The organism is Serratia sp. BW106, from assembly GCF_002607755.1.
Taxonomy (GTDB): Bacteria; Pseudomonadota; Gammaproteobacteria; order Enterobacterales; family Enterobacteriaceae; genus Serratia; species Serratia proteamaculans.
Genome location: NZ_MCGS01000041.1, coordinates 170,811 through 185,973, shown reverse-complemented (window position 1 = coordinate 185,973; position 15,163 = coordinate 170,811). Strand labels below are relative to the sequence as shown.

Here is a 15,163-nt window from a genome sequence, read left to right as displayed (position 1 = left end):
CAGTAAGTTGGCACCATTACCCAAAAATCCACCGATATCCTGCTCACCAGTACGCAGTACATGGCCAGGCCCGTGCAGTGTAGCGGCGGGATGATAAAGGCCCGGAACAACACCACTGTTGCCACCCGCCCACATAGACAGATAACGTTCGATCAATCCGGCAAGTGGGCCTGTTACATCATCCCCTTCAGGACCACCGGACCAACGGGCATCCATCTCTTCTGCTGAGATATAATCCAGATCCACTTCCCGACGAGCATTCGCTAACTGTTGCGCAAAATCACGCACATTCAACCCAATTTGGGCTGCAATTGCTGCACGGTCTTGCAACAACCATTCCTGACGCACTGCGCCATCAGAGCAGATACGATCCGCCCAGGTGCGTACCCAAACCGTTTTACCACTCGGCCTGCCGAAAAAACCTTCACCCTGATGTTGAATACACGCCAGTGTGCGTTGCGCTGCATAGTACTCAGACTGTGGTGTATGACAGCACAAGATATCTTCCGTTAACACGGTACGCTGGGGGAAACTGTGCATAGCTTCCAGCGTCAGTCGCATAAACTGTGAAAGATCGTTCAACTGCTTTTCCGGGGTGTGAAAAATCACCGGTGTGGCATAGAAATCAGCGAGTTGACCAATGTCTTTCTGTTCCCAAACCACATGGGTCAGCATCAGAATAAATTGCTGAATAGAATCAAACTGAGGGCTAAAGCCCGGCAACCTGGTCATTGAACCTCCTGCGGTTGGAACAGAGACAACCCGTCTATTTCGACCACACCAAAATGTGGACGTCTGGCTGAATGGCGAACCACGAGCGAACCAGGTACTACTATCTGTTTCGACTCAACATTTCCGCTTTCAATTTGTTTCATTAATAGTGCCACTGTCGCACTTACCATCGCATCAACAGGCTGTGAAGCGGAGGTCAACGCGTAAGATGGCCAACCGGACGGTCCGGTATCATCGTAACCGATTATTGACACGTCCTCAGGGATGCGAAGGCCAAATTTGTAGCGAGCAACATCCATCACCATCAGCGCCATATGGTCGTTGGCGGCAAAAATAGCATCCGGAGGCTGCGCCGAGGAAAAGAGTTCACAGGCTGAGAGTGTGGTTTTCTGCGCGTCATAATCGCCCTGCACCACCCGTATATCCTGGATACCTTTCTTCATCAGCGTACTGATAAATCCGCTTTGCCGGGCAACGTTAACGGATGAATTAGCCAGTCCGGCAACGTAGGCAAAACGTTGATGCTCACCAGCCATCAAAAATTCAGCTATCTGACAGGCTGCAGCTTCATTATCTGTATTAACGCTCGAAACAATACCGTTCTCTTCACTGCGGTTAAACAACACCACCGGGATCCCTGCAGCGGCACATTCTTCGGAGAGTTCAATCGACAGCGATACCGAAGCCAGAACAATACCGTCGACCCGGTACTGCATGATCTGGTCAAAAATCCTGTCCACATTGCCGTCACGATCACCGACAAACAGCAGTAAGTGATAATTCAGCTCATCCAGCTTCTGCGCCAGCGCTTCCAGAACCTGTGGGTAAAACTGATTGTCGAAATAGGACATCACCACACCAATAATTCGCGAACGGGCGGTATTCAGTGAGCGCGCGATGGCATTAGGCCGGTAACCCAGTTCACGCGCTACCTTCAACACTTTTTCACGAGTGGCTGGCGAGATGCTCGCACCTGGCGTGAAGGTTCGCGATACTGCCGATTGTGAAACACCTGCGAGTTGCGCAACCTGCTGCGACGTCACGGGTCCAAAAGTCTTACGTTTCATTGACGTTGTTCCTTATCAACATTCCCGCCATGACGCTTATGCTGTGTAAACAAAGCATTGCATTGATGCAACGGACCACAAAGGGTACGCCATTCCGGCGAATTGTCACCCTTGCAGGAATGCCTGTTTTTTATACTTACCTCATTTCTGCATGCGTATGCAACAACAAAAAACATTCTATTTGCATTTAAAAACTTTCCCTTTACAAAATTGAAACCTTTTCGTAGCTTTGTTTTTTGAATACGTATGCACAACAAACCCAAACACCGTCAATTCTACCGGCTACACAGGCTCTCAGCCAACGGAATGAACCGGTTAATGCCGTACTTGATTGGTTATAACCCATTAATACTTAAGAGGTTCCTCATCATGTTTCGTGCACTATTTAGTCGTTCCGAGGCCCGGCTTTTTTTTACGCTCAGCGTGCTGTTTTTCATCTGCATCCACAGTATTGACGCGTTTCTCGCCCCAATGCTGATAAGTGAAGGAATGCAACCGGAAATGGTGGGTATGATTATGGGTGCCAGTGGGCTGGCCACTTTGTTCGTTCGATTTCCGATTGGCATCCTTTCCGATGTGGTCAAGAGCCGCAAAATTTTTATCCAATTCAGTTTGCTGCTACCACTTGTGACATGGCCGATTGCGTATCTGGAACCCAATGCAGTCACTCTCTATCTGGCCAAAGCCGCGGATGGATTCACTGCCGCAACCTGGGTACTTTATAACGTTATGTTTATTCGCTACTTTGATCGAAAAGATGCTCCAGCCGCCGTTGCACTTCTCGCCTTGGCGGGACCGTTAGGCGTTTTTCTCGGCAATTGTATCGGCGGTATACTGATCCACTTTTTCGACAAGAATATTGGCTACTTTGTCTCTAGCATCGCAGCAGCGCTGGCACTGCTTCTCACCTTTCGCATCAAAGAGCTTCACGACACTGCCCAGCCCCCCACTTTAAAAGCGTGCATTACCAGAGCAAAAGACCAATTAGCTGACTCATCCGTCTGGCTAATCGGTGTGTTAGCGACCATAGTCATTCTGATCCCCTTTGCCACCCGCGATACGCTTACTCCCATTTATGCACAACAGCTTGGGGCAAAAGCCGGCATTCTTACCCTGCTCAGTAACCTGCATTTAATTTTCTACGCACTGGCAATCGCGTTATGCAGTTCGGTGTTCTATAAGCGCCTTGGGCTGACAAATACCGCCATCATTGGAATTTTTCTGCAGGTGATCTCCACCATCGGTGTTCCCTTTACCACCAATATCTACCTTATCTATATTCTGCAATCGGTTGGCGGCTTTTCGTTCGGCATGGCCTTCGCGGTGTTTATGTCACTCAGCGTGGTCAATACGGTTGAGGATGAACAATCCACACGAATGGGATTGTTTCAGACCATCTATTCCTGTGGCATGTTTGCCGGTCCAGTATTAATGGGGTTAATGCTGCAGCATGTTAATTTATCTTCCGGTTATTTTTTGATTGGCTCCCTATCCGTTGTTGCCTTATTGCTCACACCGATGGCTGTACGTAGTGTAAATCAGCGCCAGGCAAAAAAAAGTGAAACCATGACTGATAGCCCTGGCATAACTACTGTGCAGGATTTTGGTAATAAGATTTAAGCTAAAAGAAACTACTTAAACCCACATTGTTAACATTACTTGTTTATTCAGGTGGGGAATCTACGCCTTAAAAATTGAAAGAGGACACCATGACCCAATATTTAAAAACCAGTAAAACATTATCTGAGCGTCAGCAGGCCAATAAAAAGGTGAGTCTGGTAGTTGAAAATATACTTGCCGATATTGAGCAACGCGGTAACGCAGCGGTACGCGAATTATCCCTTAAATTTGATAACTATGACCGTCAGGATTATCGCCTGTCGCAGTCCGAAATCAATTCCTGTATCAAGCAACTGAGCCGTCAGGATATTAAAGATATCGAATTTGCCCAGCAGCAGGTGTTTAACTTCGCTACCGCGCAAAAAGCCTGTCTGTTAGATCTGGAAGTTGAAACCCGGCCTGGTGTCATTCTCGGCCATAAAAATATCCCTATCAATTCCGTGGGTTGTTATGTGCCCGGTGGAAAATATCCGTTACTGGCTTCCGCGCATATGTCGATCATCACTGCCAATGTCGCGGGCTGCTCGCGGATTATCAGTTGCGCACCGCCTTTTAATGGACAACCGGCCCCCGCAATCGTAGCAGCTCAAGCAATGGCTGGTGCAACAGAGATCTATGCCTTAGGCGGCATTCAGGCTATAGGGGCTATGGCTCTGGGGACAGATACAATTCAACCCGTCGATATGCTCGTCGGTCCGGGTAACGCGTTTGTTGCAGAGGCCAAACGGCAGCTTTTTGGTCGCGTGGGGATTGACCTTTTTGCCGGGCCAACGGAAACGCTGGTGATAGCCGATGACAGCGTGGACGCCGAGATGTGCGCTACTGACCTTTTGGGCCAAGCTGAGCATGGGGTCACCACTCCAGCGATTTTACTGACCAACTCTCTGAAGCTGGCACAGGAAACGCTACGTGAGATTGAGCGTCTACTCACAAAACTCCCCACAGCAGAGATAGCCCGTCAATCCTGGCATGATTATGGTGAAGTGATCGTTTGCGACAGCTATGAAGAGATGCTGCAGGAAGCAGAACGAATCGCCTCTGAACATGTGCAGGTAATGACTACCCGTGACGACTGGTTTCTCTCCAAAATGACTAACTACGGCGCACTGTTCCTTGGACCTCGCACAAATGTGGCGTACGGAGACAAAGTTATCGGCACTAACCACACCCTGCCTACACAGAAAGCAGCCCGCTATACCGGTGGGTTGTGGGTCGGTAAATTTATGAAAACCTGCACCTTTCAGAAAGTATTGAGCGATGAAGCTACGACGGAGATCGGTAGTTACTGTTCACGTCTGTGCCAGCTCGAAGGGTTTTATGGTCATGCTGAGCAGGCCAACCTTCGTGTACGACGCTATGGCAAACAGGACGTGCCCTACGCAGGCTCAGTAGCTGCTTTCAATGCCGATGGTACCCACTAATGATGGCACTTCCCCACTCCCCCAACTTTCGCCTGGATAATTGCCGGGCGCTGGTAACTGGCGGTTCCCGAGGTATCGGTTTTGCCTGCGCAATAGCCTTGGCTCGCGCCGGGGCCGAGATCTGGATAGTTGCCCGACAATCCGTGCAGCTTCAGGAAGCCGCACGGATTGCAGCAGAAGGTGGTCTCCACTTACACACCATCCAGCTCGATATTACCGATACCGCTCGCGTGGCAGAAACACTTGCCTCGCTGCCGGATATCGACATTCTGGTTAACAGCGCGGGTCTGGCACACCATCAACCGTTTCTCGATGTCAGTGAAGAAAATTTTGACGCAGTTATAGCACTCAACTTGCGAGCGACATTTTTTCTCAGTCAGCAAGTCGCTCGCCGGATGAAAATGCGTCGCATCACCGGCTCTATCATTCATATATCCTCGCAGATGGGACATGTTGGCGGCCCACAACGCAGTGTCTACTGCGCGTCAAAATTCGCGCTGGAAGGTCTGACTAAAACGATGGCGCTAGAGCTGGGAGAATCGGGTATTCGAGTCAATACACTATGCCCGACCTTTATCGAAACTGAACTGTCCCGTGCCAATCTGGCAGATCCTGAGTTCAACCGTTACGTGCTGGACAACATCTTACTCAAGCGGTTGGGCACGCTGGAAGATGTCATGGGTCCTGTCGTTTTCCTGGCTTCACAGGCATCAGCCTTGATCACCGGTACATCATTGCTGGTTGATGGCGGCTGGACAGCGACCTAGAGGGGACTATGAATACTTTCTCTTTGCTGGAAAACCACGACGCACCGCTGGTGTTGCTGGGTGGCACGCTTTGCAACCACCGCCTGTGGCAACCGGTGGTTGAGCAGCTCAATGTCAGCAATGTGATTAGCATCATCGTCACCGGAGCCGATTCAGCATCTGCGGTCGCCCGTCAGTTGCTCGCAACCCTGCCAGCGCGTTTTTGTCTGGTAGGGTTTTCTCTCGGAGCCATTGTAGCGCTACAAATGATGGCAGATGCACCACAGCGTCTCAGCGGGCTGGCGCTGCTTTCCGTCAATCCGTTCACCGATCCTCCCGCCAACGTAACAGGTCGGCGGGGTGCAGTACGGGAAGCCACCCGCCTAGGGATCAGCCACTGGCTGACCACCACGTTATGGCCTCGTTATGTCGCGCCACATCGGCAGTGTGATTTAGCGTTACACAGCACGATCGTAAACATGGCCGTGGAGAGTGGTATCGATACATTGATTCATCAGACCGAAATCGCCATTACTCGAGCAGACCACCGTGTCGTGTTGCCAATGTTCACGGCACCGTTGCTGATTATTAACGGCGCAAGCGACGCCATCTGTACCCCCGAGCATCATCAGGCTATAGCCAGTGCCGCGCCACACGCGCGCTGGATCACCCTGCCGGACAGTGGTCATTTTTTGCCGTTAGAAGCACCACAACAGGTCGCCATCGCCCTGCGAAACTGGATACAGGAGTCAAAATCATGAGAAAAAACCCGCTAAAAGCCGCCTTTCGTCAACAACAGCCGATCATCAACGGGTGGCTGGCCATTCCATCAGGTTACAGCGCCGAAATCACCGGACATCAGGGCTACGATTCGGTCACGGTCGATCTGCAACACGGCATGATCGATTTCGCCAGCGCATTATCTATGCTACAGGCGCTCTCCTCCACGCCAGCAACGCCACTGGCGCGTGTAAACAGCAACGAACCGGCGCAGATCATGCGCCTGCTCGACGCGGGCGCATGGGGAATTATCTGTCCCATGATATCCACAGCAGAGCAGGCGCAACAGTTCGTCTCTGCCTGTCGCTATCCACCAATGGGGACCCGCTCTTTTGGCCCGGCACGAGCACTGCTGTACGGTGGCAAAGATTACCCCGAATATGCTAATGAAGAGATCCTGACCCTGGCGATGATTGAGACCCGTGAAGGGTTAGATAATCTGGACGCTATTCTCGACACCGACGGGCTGGATGGCGTATTTATTGGCCCGAACGATCTCTCGTTAACACTCACAGGTCATGCCAGCGCTGAGTCGCAGCATCCAGATATGCTGGCTGCAGTGGAACTCGTGCTGGCCCGCAGTCATGCTCATAAGAAACTCGCCGGTATTTTCTGTACTTCTGGCCAGGCCGCAGCTAGCCGTCTGGCTCAGGGCTTTCAGTTCGTTACACCCGCCAACGACGTTATGCAGCTTGGACGCGCCGCCCGCGAAGCCGTTGCACTAGCGCGTGGCGAAACACCCACAGCCAGCGGTACATCCGGCTATTAATGGAGAATTGAGCATGCGCAATGTAATACTCACCCAGGAAGAAGCTCAGCGTCGCCTTGTTCGCCCCGAAGACCGGGTTTCATGCAGCGTGGCTTTCATTGACTGTAAACTCCCGGGGTCAAACCTGAAGCAGAACTATTCGTTTATTGGTCCCGGCGTCACGCAGTCTGCATCCCAGATAGTCAATATACCCGAGGCCCACGGATTTAACATTGGTGCCGCGGCGATGCCCAAAGGGGTGACCAACAATTTGCACCTGCATTTTACCGCAGAGGTTTTTCTTATTCATAAAGGGAGCTGGTGTTTTAGATGGGGAGCCAATGGTGAACATACTGCGGAATTGACCGCTCCCGCCATTTTATCGATCCCTACGTGGATTTTTAGAGGTTTTACCAATGTCAGCAAGCAGGATACCTCCGGCATGGTGTTTACCGTTCTGGGCGGAGATAACACTGGCGGTATTATATGGCACCCTTCGGTTCTCCATGCAGCCCGTGAATACGGTATGTATCTGAGCCGTGACAATATGCTTATCGATGTCAATGCGGGTGATTTGCTACCCGCTGAGGCTGATCTGCTACAGCCATTGGGACCGGAATATATCGCTGCATTACGCGATTACTCCGAACAGGAGATGCGCAGTCGAGCGGTAACAGGGGAACAACGGAAATGGTCGTACGACGCTCTGTTGGATGCCGTTTTACCTGATCACGGTGCACAATTAGCGCCGGTGATCGGGTTTGGTATATCGCAGGATCGTAACAGTACTCCCCCCATTGTTAATCCACATGGATTTTCCGTAGAGTGGTTACGCATTAAAGACCAGCAGCACGTCGGTCTGCACTATTGCCCGGATATTCAGGTGTTGATGGTGTTTCAAGGAACGCTGGAAGTTACCTATAACCGGCCAGGTGAAGAAGTGATGATTATTGCCGAGGAAGGTTCAGTGGTTTCAGTGCCAGCGGGTTGCTGGCGCCGATATCGGGCTATTGACGGCGAAATGGACGCAACGTTGACGACTCGTGGCGATCATCGCAAACAGATCTATTGGGACGCTGAAATTATTGACCAGGCGCGACAGCTGGATCGCTGTATTGACCCTGATGGCTATACCACTATTGCCAGTATTTTACCTGCTACGGCACAGCGTGCCGGTCAGGCAACCGCACGCGAGATGTAAAATATTGCTTAAGTCAGCTTGGTTAAATAAATCAGGTTTGATACCCAGGCTGTCTGAGATGTCATTGTCTCAGGCAGCCTTACACTTTCGGCCCCCTGTATTGAACAAAATTACCCTACTGCCCGCTAACCCGGCATCAGGCCGATAAAGCTGGTTTTCTTGCGCGGCCCGGTCATCAGCGCTTCCAGTTTTTCCACGCATTGCAGATAGTGCGGCGTCTTTTTGTGGGCAGCGACGGCCTGCTCATCCCGGTAGGCTTCATAGATATAAAAACGCGTCGGGATGGTTTCATCCTGCAACACGTCAAAGCGCAGATTGCCCGGCTCTTCGATCGCTCCCAGATGATTAGCGCGGAAGACCTCAATAAACTCGTCTACTTTGTCCTGCTTAACGTTAATTTCTACCAGTGTGACGTGCATGGTGGCTCCTTGTTTACCCTTTCCCCGTCATACTTCAAGCTGCATCCTTGTTGGCTGCCTGCGTTTACCCCGGTCACGTACTACTGGTACGCTCTCGGGGATGCACTTTGTTACCGCCTCGATGCAACTCGAATTATTTAGGGTAGTGAAGGTCAATGTGCTTTCCAACCATAGGTTTATTCCCGCGGATTTACCCCCCGCAACGGCAATTTTGCAGCGCAGTTCACAAATCCTGCCGACCCCGCCGCTTCCGCCAGCAGTGCGCAGAGCACCGCATCTATAGTTAAGATCCCAATCCCAGAGAGTGTGAGCTATGGATAACTACTTGATGGCACTGGACGCAGGCACCGGCAGCATTCGCGCGGTCATCTTCGATCTGGCAGGTAATCAAATTGCTCAGGGCCAGGCAGAGTGGCGGCATCTGGCGGTACCGGGGGTGCCCGGCTCGATGGAGTTTGATCTGGCCCACAACTGGCAACTGACCTGCCAGTGCATCCGGCAGGCGCTGCAGAATGCCGGTATCTCTGGCCAGGCGATCCGCTCCGTGGCCTGTTGCTCGATGCGTGAGGGTATTGTGCTTTACGATCGCGACGGCGTGCCGATCTGGGCCTGCGCCAATGTTGATGCTCGCGCCAGCGAGGAAGTCAGCGAACTGAAAGAACTGCATAACCACAATTTCGAACGCGAGGTTTATCAGTATTCCGGGCAAACGCTGGCATTAAGCGCCATGCCGCGCCTGCTGTGGCTGGCGCATCACCGGCCGGACATCTACCGTCAGGCGGCGACGCTGACCATGATCAGCGACTGGCTGGCCAATATGCTGAGCGGCGAACTGGCGGTCGATCCTTCCAATGCCGGGACCACCGGCATGCTCGATTTGGTCAGCCGTGACTGGCGCCCGGCGTTGCTCGACATGGCCGGGTTGCGCGCCGATATGCTGTCACCGGTGAAAGAAACCGGCAGCCTGCTGGGACACATCACCGAACAGGCGGCACAACAAAGTGGCCTGTTACGCGGCACGCCGGTGGTAATGGGCGGCGGCGATGTGCAACTGGGCAGTCTCGGGTTGGGAGTAGTGCACGCCGGACAAACGGCGGTGCTGGGCGGCACCTTCTGGCAGCAAATCGTCAATTTGCCGGAACCGGCCACCGACCCGGAGATGAACATCCGCATCAATCCGCACGTGATCCCCGGCATGGCACAGGCCGAGTCGATCAGCTTCTTCACCGGATTAACCATGCGCTGGTTCCGCGATGCCTTCTGCGCCGAAGAAAAACTGATGGCGGAACGGCTGGGCGTGGATGCCTACAGCCTGCTGGAAGAGATGGCCGCACGAGTGCCGCCAGGGGCTTACGGAGTGATGCCGATATTTTCCGACGCCATGCATTTCAAGACCTGGTATCACGCCGCGCCTTCGTTTATCAACCTGTCTCTCGACCCGGAACGCTGCAATAAGCAGACCCTGTTCCGCGCATTGGAAGAGAACGCCGCCATTGTTTCCGCCTGCAACCTGGAGCAGATCGCCAGTTTCTCCGGCGTACAGGCGCGCTCGCTGGTATTTGCCGGCGGGGGCTCCAAGGGCAAGCTGTGGAGCCAAATCCTCAGCGATGTCACCGGCCTGACGGTGCGCGTACCGGTGGTGAAAGAAGCCACCGCGCTGGGCTGCGCCATTGCCGCCGGAGTGGGTGCCGGGTTGTATGAGTCGCTGGCACAAACCGGTGAAAGTCTGGTGCGCTGGGAGCGTGAGTACCAACCGGATATGGCCAATCATGAACTGTATCAGCGGCAAAAGGAGACCTGGCAGCAGGTCTATGCCGACCAGCTCACCCTGGTAGACCATGGCCTGACCACCTCGATGTGGAAAGCGCCGGGCCTGTGAGCCTCCCCGGGCGCACACCTGATGCGCCCGTCGCATAAGCTTATGCCGATTAAGCCTTTGGCCTGCCGGTTGGCCGCCAACCCCCGATTGACTTGCCCTGCCTGATTGTTCCCCCACAGAAACAGTGTAACTACCGCAAACGGATTTATCCGCCGCAAATGCCTGCGTAAATTGTGATCTCTGTCACTCCGCGCCCGCTGCGCGGTTTACACATTCACCTGGGATGAGCAGTACTATGCTGAATAATAATGATAAACCTGCACCATCAGCCTGGCTGGCGATTTTCTCGCTGACGGTTGCCTGCTTTGTGATGGTCACTACCGAGTTTCTGCCGATCGGCCTGCTGACCAATATCGCCCCGTCGCTGGATGTCAGTACCGGCAGAGCCGGCCTGATGGTGACCGTGCCTGGTATCATCGCGGCGATCGCTGCACCGGCACTGAGCCTGGCAGCCGGTCGACTCGACCGTCGCCTGCTGATGCTGGCGCTGAGCGTGCTGTTGGCCATCTCCAACCTGGTCTCCGCATTGGCGGTTAACTTCCCCATGATGCTGCTTGGGCGGGTACTGCTGGGCATCTGCGTCGGCGGTTTTTGGGCCTTTGCCGCCAACTATGGCCGTCATCTGGTGCCGGAAGCCAGTCAGGGTCGCGCCACCGCGCTGATCCTCAGCGGCATTTCGGTCGGTGCCGTATGCGGCGTCCCCGCTGGGGCATTGATTGGTGACCTGTTCGGCTGGCGCGCGGCCTTCTTTGGCAGCGCGGTGCTGGCGGTTGGGGTGCTATTGGCCCAACTGCGGTTGTTGACGTCGGTCCCTCCCACTCGTCCGGTCACCGCACGCGACCTGCTGTTACCCCTGCGTCTGCCGATGGCACGTACCGGGCTGATTGCCATCGTGTTGCTGTTTATCGGTCACTTTGCCGCCTACACCTATCTGAAGCCGCTGCTGCAGCAGGTGTTCGTCCTCAGCCCCTCGGCGATTTCGTTGCAGCTGCTGGCCTACGGCGCCATTGGTCTGCTCGGTACCTTCCTCGGTGAACGGCTGGCCGAACGTAGCCTGCGCGCCACCTTTATTCTGATCACCGCCATGTTGGCTGCCATCCTGATCGTCTCGCCGTTCCTCAGTGGCATCGCCGGTGCCACGCTGATGGTGATGGTATGGGGGCTGGCATTTGGCGCCGTACCGGTCTGCGCCACCAACTGGATGTTCGCCGCCGTCCCGCAGGCACCGGAGGCCGGTCAGGCACTGCTGGTCTGCGTGATCCAGATTGCGCTGGCTTCCGGCGCGTTGTTGGGTGGCGAAGTGGTCGACTGGCAGGGCGTCAGCAGCGCCATGCTGTTTGGCGGTGCGCTCACCCTCTCCGCCGCGCTGGTTTTCGGCCTGACCTTGCGTTCCGGCATGATTGGCGTTAAACAGTCATAATCATTATTCATCCGCAGAAACACACCCCGGCCTCTGCCGGGGTTTTGCACTGAGAGCGCTATGGATCATCATTTACTCGCTATTCGGGTGTTTAACCGCGTGGTCGAAACCGGTGGCTTCACCCGCGCCGCAGATTCACTGCGGATGCCCAAGGCCACCGTCACCAAGCTGATCCAGAACCTGGAAGATCATCTGCAAACCAAGCTGTTCCAGCGTACCACCCGCAGCGTGTCGGTCACTGCCGAGGGCGAATGCTATTACCAGCGCACGGTCAAGTGGCTGGCGGAGCTGGAACAGATGGAAGGCAGCATGACCGAGTCGCAGAGTGCGCCACAAGGCGTGCTGCGCATTGACGCCGGTGGCTCAACGGCGCGGCAGTTGCTGGTACCGGCGCTGCCGGACTTTATCGCGCGTTACCCGCAAATTCAGATCGACCTGGGGGTGGGCGACCGTCTGATCGATCTGATTAACGACAGCGCCGACTGCGTGATCCGCAGCGGGCCACTGGCCGATTCCACTCTGATTGCCCGCCGGTTGTTCGAGCTTGAATGGGTGACCTGCGCCACCCCGGCCTATCTGGCGCGCCACGGTACGCCGCAACACCCTTGCGATCTGGAGCTGGGTTTTCCACTGGCACATTACCGCCATGCGCTGAACGATCGCATCCAGCCGCTGCACTTTGTCGATCGGGGCAAGGAGATTGATATTCAGCATCGCTATCACGTCAGCGTCAACGAGGGTAATGCGCTGCTGGCGACGGCACTGGCCGGGTTGGGCATTATTCAAACCTTCCGCTTTATGGCCCAGCCGCATCTGGACAACGGCGAACTGGTCAGCCTGCTGCACGACTGGCAACCGCCCTCGGAACAGATGTACGTGGTCTATCCCTCCAACCGCCATCTAAGCGCCAAAATGCGCGTGTTTATCGATTGGGCGGTCGAGACCTTCAAATAAGCGAAATCTGCCGCTATAGTTGGCTGCTATTGGGCAAAAAACGAATCGAATTATGCGTATTGAACCACTGTCTGCGTATCGCCAACGCATTGATGAACTGGCCGCATTATTGCATCTGGAGTGGCAGGATTTCCCGCCGTGGAGCTGTCGCGAAAAAATCAGCCGACGTCTTGAACAGCGTTGCGAACCGCAGCATCCCGGCATGGCGCTGTTGGCTCTGTCGCCGCAACAAGAGATCCTCGGCACTGCCAGTCTGATCGTTTACGAACTGGCGGATAGGCCGGAGCGAAAATTCTGGATGGGTGAAGTCTTTACTCACCCCCAGCACCGTGGGCAAGGGGTGGCTCGCCGCCTGATCGATCACTGCGTCGCCCACTGCCGCCAGCAACAGATCGCCGAGTTGTATCTCTACACTCCCGATCAACAGTTGCTGTATCAAAAACTGGGCTGGCAACCGGTTGAGTTGCGGGAAGTGTGCGGCGAAGAAGTGACGGTGATGTGCCGCACGCTGTAATCCGGCGCGTTGTGGTATTATTTAACGCATTATTGTTATCACCCGACGGGCACACACCATGGCATATATTCCAAAAAACTACGCGAGGCTGGAGACCGGCTACCGCGAAAAAGCACTGAAAATCTTCCCCTGGGTCTGCGGGCGTTGCTCGCGCGAGTTTGTTTATTCCAATCTGCGCGAACTGACGGTCCACCATATCGATCACGACCACAGCAACAACCCGGAAGATGGCAGCAACTGGGAAATGCTGTGCCTGTATTGCCACGACCACGAACACTCCAAATATACCGAAGCCGATCAATATGGCTCTACGGTAGTGGCCGGTGAGGACGCGCAAAAAGACGTTGGGCTCGCGACCCATAACCCGTTCGCCAACCTGAAATCGATGTTGAAAAAGTAGCCATTACCGAACAGCCATCATTGGCAACCTAATAACTTATTAAGTTGCCAAATTATAAAAATCTCCTCCGCATAACCACTTCCCAGAGCATTCCTACTTACCCGCCTACTAAGTTACCAGCAAAATAAGCAGCAAAGTTAACCGCATACTGGCTTGGCAAGCCGTCGCCGTTGGTGCATATTGTTCAAGCGTTGTTGTTGTTAACCTGTTTAATTATCAATCCAATAAGCATATTAACTTAATAAGTTACCAGCTTAATAACTTGAGAGATGGCAGCATGATTGTTTTGATTGGCTCGCAAAAAGGTGGCGTAGGGAAATCGACCAAGGCGGTCAATATCGCCGGATATTTGATCCTCAAGCTGGGAAAAACCGCCATCATCGTTGATGCTGACGATCAGAAATCAATCATGACCTGGTATAACGACCGCCAGAATGTAGAAGGCTTGCCGCATATCCCGGTGGTCGCCGCCTCAGGCAAAATCAAAGAGACCCTGCTGGAGCTGGATCGTCATTACGACTATGTGATTGTCGATACCGCCGGCCGCGACAGCGCCGAGCTGCGTTCCGGCCTGCTGGCCGCCGATCTGTTCCTCTCCCCACTGCGCCCTTCCCAGATGGATCTCGATACCGTCGGCTATCTGTCGGAAATGTTCGCCACCGCGCAGGAATATAACGAGAAGGTGAAAGGCTACATCGTGCTGAACATGTGCCCGACCAATATCTTTATTAATGAAGCTAACGAAGCGGCGCAGGTGTTGAGCGAGTACCCGGAGTTGACGCTGGTCAGCAACCGTCTGTGCGACCGCAAGATTTACCGCGATGCCTGGGGCGAGGCCATCACCGTGCATGAGGCGAATAACCTAAAAGCGCAGGCGGAGATTGAAAGCCTGGTGAAAGAGGTGATCCTGTGAAAAAGCGTACCCCTACCCAGCGCATGTCAGAAGACGAATTTATCAACAGCGCCACTTCACACACCCTGCATGTTCCCGCCCCGGAAGCCAAACCGCAGGGCCGCAAACGCACTTACAAAGCCATTTCAGTCAGCCTGACCGATAACCACGTCGACGCGATCGATGAAATCATTGTGCAGGCGGCACGTAACGGCGTGGTGCGCATCACCCGTTCCGATATCATCAAGCTGGCGATCGACGGGCTGGCAGAAAAGAGTGAAGAGCACCTGCTGCAACTGCTGAAGAAGATGTAATTAGCTTCACAACCTGCCAGCTTAATAAGCTACTCGCCTGGCAGGTTGATAATCCA

Annotated in this window: 16 protein-coding genes; 13 read left to right on the top strand and 3 right to left on the bottom strand. The window is 54.0% G+C overall.

Annotated elements, in window-relative coordinates:
• On the bottom strand, positions 1-732 hold a 732-nt coding region (locus BEI65_RS23045), incomplete at its 3' end, for an ester cyclase (RefSeq protein ID WP_099065233.1).
• Positions 729-1,799, bottom strand: a complete 1,071-nt coding sequence (locus tag BEI65_RS23040) for a LacI family DNA-binding transcriptional regulator (protein ID WP_099065232.1) — start codon at positions 1,797-1,799, stop codon at positions 729-731. The genes BEI65_RS23045 and BEI65_RS23040, both read right to left, overlap by 4 nt.
• Positions 1,800-2,168: 369 nt before the next feature.
• Between BEI65_RS23040 and BEI65_RS23035 the strand changes: the two genes are divergently transcribed.
• The 6 genes from BEI65_RS23035 to BEI65_RS23010 all read left to right on the top strand — a co-directional run bounded on the left by BEI65_RS23035 (position 2,169) and on the right by BEI65_RS23010 (position 8,315).
• Positions 2,169-3,419, top strand: coding sequence for an MFS transporter (locus BEI65_RS23035; RefSeq protein ID WP_099065248.1), 1,251 nt, complete (start codon positions 2,169-2,171; stop codon positions 3,417-3,419).
• 89 nt (positions 3,420-3,508) lie between these two features.
• Complete coding sequence (gene hisD, locus BEI65_RS23030) at positions 3,509-4,840, top strand: histidinol dehydrogenase (protein WP_099065231.1); 1,332 nt, start codon at positions 3,509-3,511, stop codon at positions 4,838-4,840.
• Positions 4,840-5,607 carry an SDR family NAD(P)-dependent oxidoreductase gene (locus BEI65_RS23025; protein WP_232519149.1) on the top strand — a complete coding sequence of 256 codons (768 nt, stop codon included), beginning with the start codon at positions 4,840-4,842 and terminating at the stop codon, positions 5,605-5,607. The genes hisD and BEI65_RS23025 overlap by 1 nt, the downstream gene beginning before the upstream one ends.
• An 8-nt stretch (positions 5,608-5,615) precedes the next feature.
• Complete coding sequence (locus BEI65_RS23020; protein WP_099065230.1) at positions 5,616-6,347, top strand: alpha/beta fold hydrolase; 732 nt, start codon at positions 5,616-5,618, stop codon at positions 6,345-6,347.
• Positions 6,344-7,135, top strand: coding sequence for an HpcH/HpaI aldolase/citrate lyase family protein (locus BEI65_RS23015; protein WP_099065229.1), 792 nt, complete (start codon positions 6,344-6,346; stop codon positions 7,133-7,135). The genes BEI65_RS23020 and BEI65_RS23015 overlap by 4 nt, the downstream gene beginning before the upstream one ends.
• A gap of 13 nt (positions 7,136-7,148) precedes the next feature.
• Entirely contained in the window at positions 7,149-8,315 is a 1,167-nt protein-coding gene (locus tag BEI65_RS23010) for a cupin (RefSeq protein ID WP_099065228.1), read from the top strand.
• A gap of 125 nt (positions 8,316-8,440) precedes the next feature.
• Here BEI65_RS23010 and lsrG read toward each other — a convergent pair whose 3' ends face one another.
• Positions 8,441-8,734 (bottom strand): (4S)-4-hydroxy-5-phosphonooxypentane-2,3-dione isomerase, encoded by a 294-nt coding sequence (gene lsrG / locus BEI65_RS23005; RefSeq protein WP_085115728.1) that lies wholly within the window; start codon positions 8,732-8,734, stop codon positions 8,441-8,443.
• Positions 8,735-9,047: 313 nt separating this feature from the next.
• On the opposite strand from lsrG, the gene lsrK reads away from it, so the two are divergent.
• The 7 genes from lsrK (at position 9,048) to BEI65_RS22970 (ending at position 15,107) form a co-directional block, all read left to right on the top strand.
• Positions 9,048-10,613, top strand: a complete 1,566-nt coding sequence (gene lsrK, locus BEI65_RS23000; protein WP_198404499.1) for an autoinducer-2 kinase — start codon at positions 9,048-9,050, stop codon at positions 10,611-10,613.
• Between the two features lie 235 nt (positions 10,614-10,848).
• Positions 10,849-12,033, top strand: a complete 1,185-nt coding sequence (locus tag BEI65_RS22995) for an MFS transporter (protein WP_012005814.1) — start codon at positions 10,849-10,851, stop codon at positions 12,031-12,033.
• A 60-nt stretch (positions 12,034-12,093) separates the two neighbouring features.
• Positions 12,094-12,987: a LysR family transcriptional regulator gene (locus BEI65_RS22990; RefSeq protein ID WP_099065227.1), complete on the top strand. Its 894-nt coding sequence runs from the start codon at positions 12,094-12,096 to the stop codon at positions 12,985-12,987.
• Between the two features lie 52 nt (positions 12,988-13,039).
• A complete protein-coding gene (locus BEI65_RS22985) occupies positions 13,040-13,501 on the top strand; it encodes a GNAT family N-acetyltransferase (protein ID WP_099065226.1) in 462 nt (153 codons plus the stop codon).
• A 58-nt stretch (positions 13,502-13,559) separates the two neighbouring features.
• Entirely contained in the window at positions 13,560-13,901 is a 342-nt protein-coding gene (gene yajD, locus BEI65_RS22980) for an HNH nuclease YajD (protein ID WP_020825794.1), read from the top strand.
• Between the two features lie 277 nt (positions 13,902-14,178).
• Positions 14,179-14,814 (top strand): AAA family ATPase, encoded by a 636-nt coding sequence (locus tag BEI65_RS22975; protein ID WP_085115724.1) that lies wholly within the window; start codon positions 14,179-14,181, stop codon positions 14,812-14,814.
• Entirely contained in the window at positions 14,811-15,107 is a 297-nt protein-coding gene (locus BEI65_RS22970; RefSeq protein ID WP_085115723.1) for a hypothetical protein, read from the top strand. The genes BEI65_RS22975 and BEI65_RS22970 overlap by 4 nt, the downstream gene beginning before the upstream one ends.
• Positions 15,108-15,163: the final 56 nt, after the last annotated feature.

Excerpts from the sequence above, each read along its gene's own strand:
- BEI65_RS22990 (WP_099065227.1), top strand. The coding sequence starts at position 12,094 with ATGGATCATCATTTACTCGCTATTCGGGTGTTTAACCGCGTGGTCGAA.
- BEI65_RS23035 (WP_099065248.1), top strand. The coding sequence starts at position 2,169 with ATGTTTCGTGCACTATTTAGTCGTTCCGAGGCCCGGCTTTTTTTTACG.
- BEI65_RS23010 (WP_099065228.1), top strand. The coding sequence starts at position 7,149 with ATGCGCAATGTAATACTCACCCAGGAAGAAGCTCAGCGTCGCCTTGTT.
- BEI65_RS23040 (WP_099065232.1), bottom strand. The coding sequence starts at position 1,799 with ATGAAACGTAAGACTTTTGGACCCGTGACGTCGCAGCAGGTTGCGCAA.
- BEI65_RS23015 (WP_099065229.1), top strand. The coding sequence starts at position 6,344 with ATGAGAAAAAACCCGCTAAAAGCCGCCTTTCGTCAACAACAGCCGATC.
- BEI65_RS22985 (WP_099065226.1), top strand. The coding sequence starts at position 13,040 with ATGCGTATTGAACCACTGTCTGCGTATCGCCAACGCATTGATGAACTG.
- yajD (WP_020825794.1), top strand. The coding sequence starts at position 13,560 with ATGGCATATATTCCAAAAAACTACGCGAGGCTGGAGACCGGCTACCGC.
- BEI65_RS22995 (WP_012005814.1), top strand. The coding sequence starts at position 10,849 with ATGCTGAATAATAATGATAAACCTGCACCATCAGCCTGGCTGGCGATT.
- lsrG (WP_085115728.1), bottom strand. The coding sequence starts at position 8,734 with ATGCACGTCACACTGGTAGAAATTAACGTTAAGCAGGACAAAGTAGAC.
- BEI65_RS22975 (WP_085115724.1), top strand. The coding sequence starts at position 14,179 with ATGATTGTTTTGATTGGCTCGCAAAAAGGTGGCGTAGGGAAATCGACC.
- BEI65_RS23020 (WP_099065230.1), top strand. The coding sequence starts at position 5,616 with ATGAATACTTTCTCTTTGCTGGAAAACCACGACGCACCGCTGGTGTTG.
- lsrK (WP_198404499.1), top strand. The coding sequence starts at position 9,048 with ATGGATAACTACTTGATGGCACTGGACGCAGGCACCGGCAGCATTCGC.
- hisD (WP_099065231.1), top strand. The coding sequence starts at position 3,509 with ATGACCCAATATTTAAAAACCAGTAAAACATTATCTGAGCGTCAGCAG.
- BEI65_RS23025 (WP_232519149.1), top strand. The coding sequence starts at position 4,840 with ATGATGGCACTTCCCCACTCCCCCAACTTTCGCCTGGATAATTGCCGG.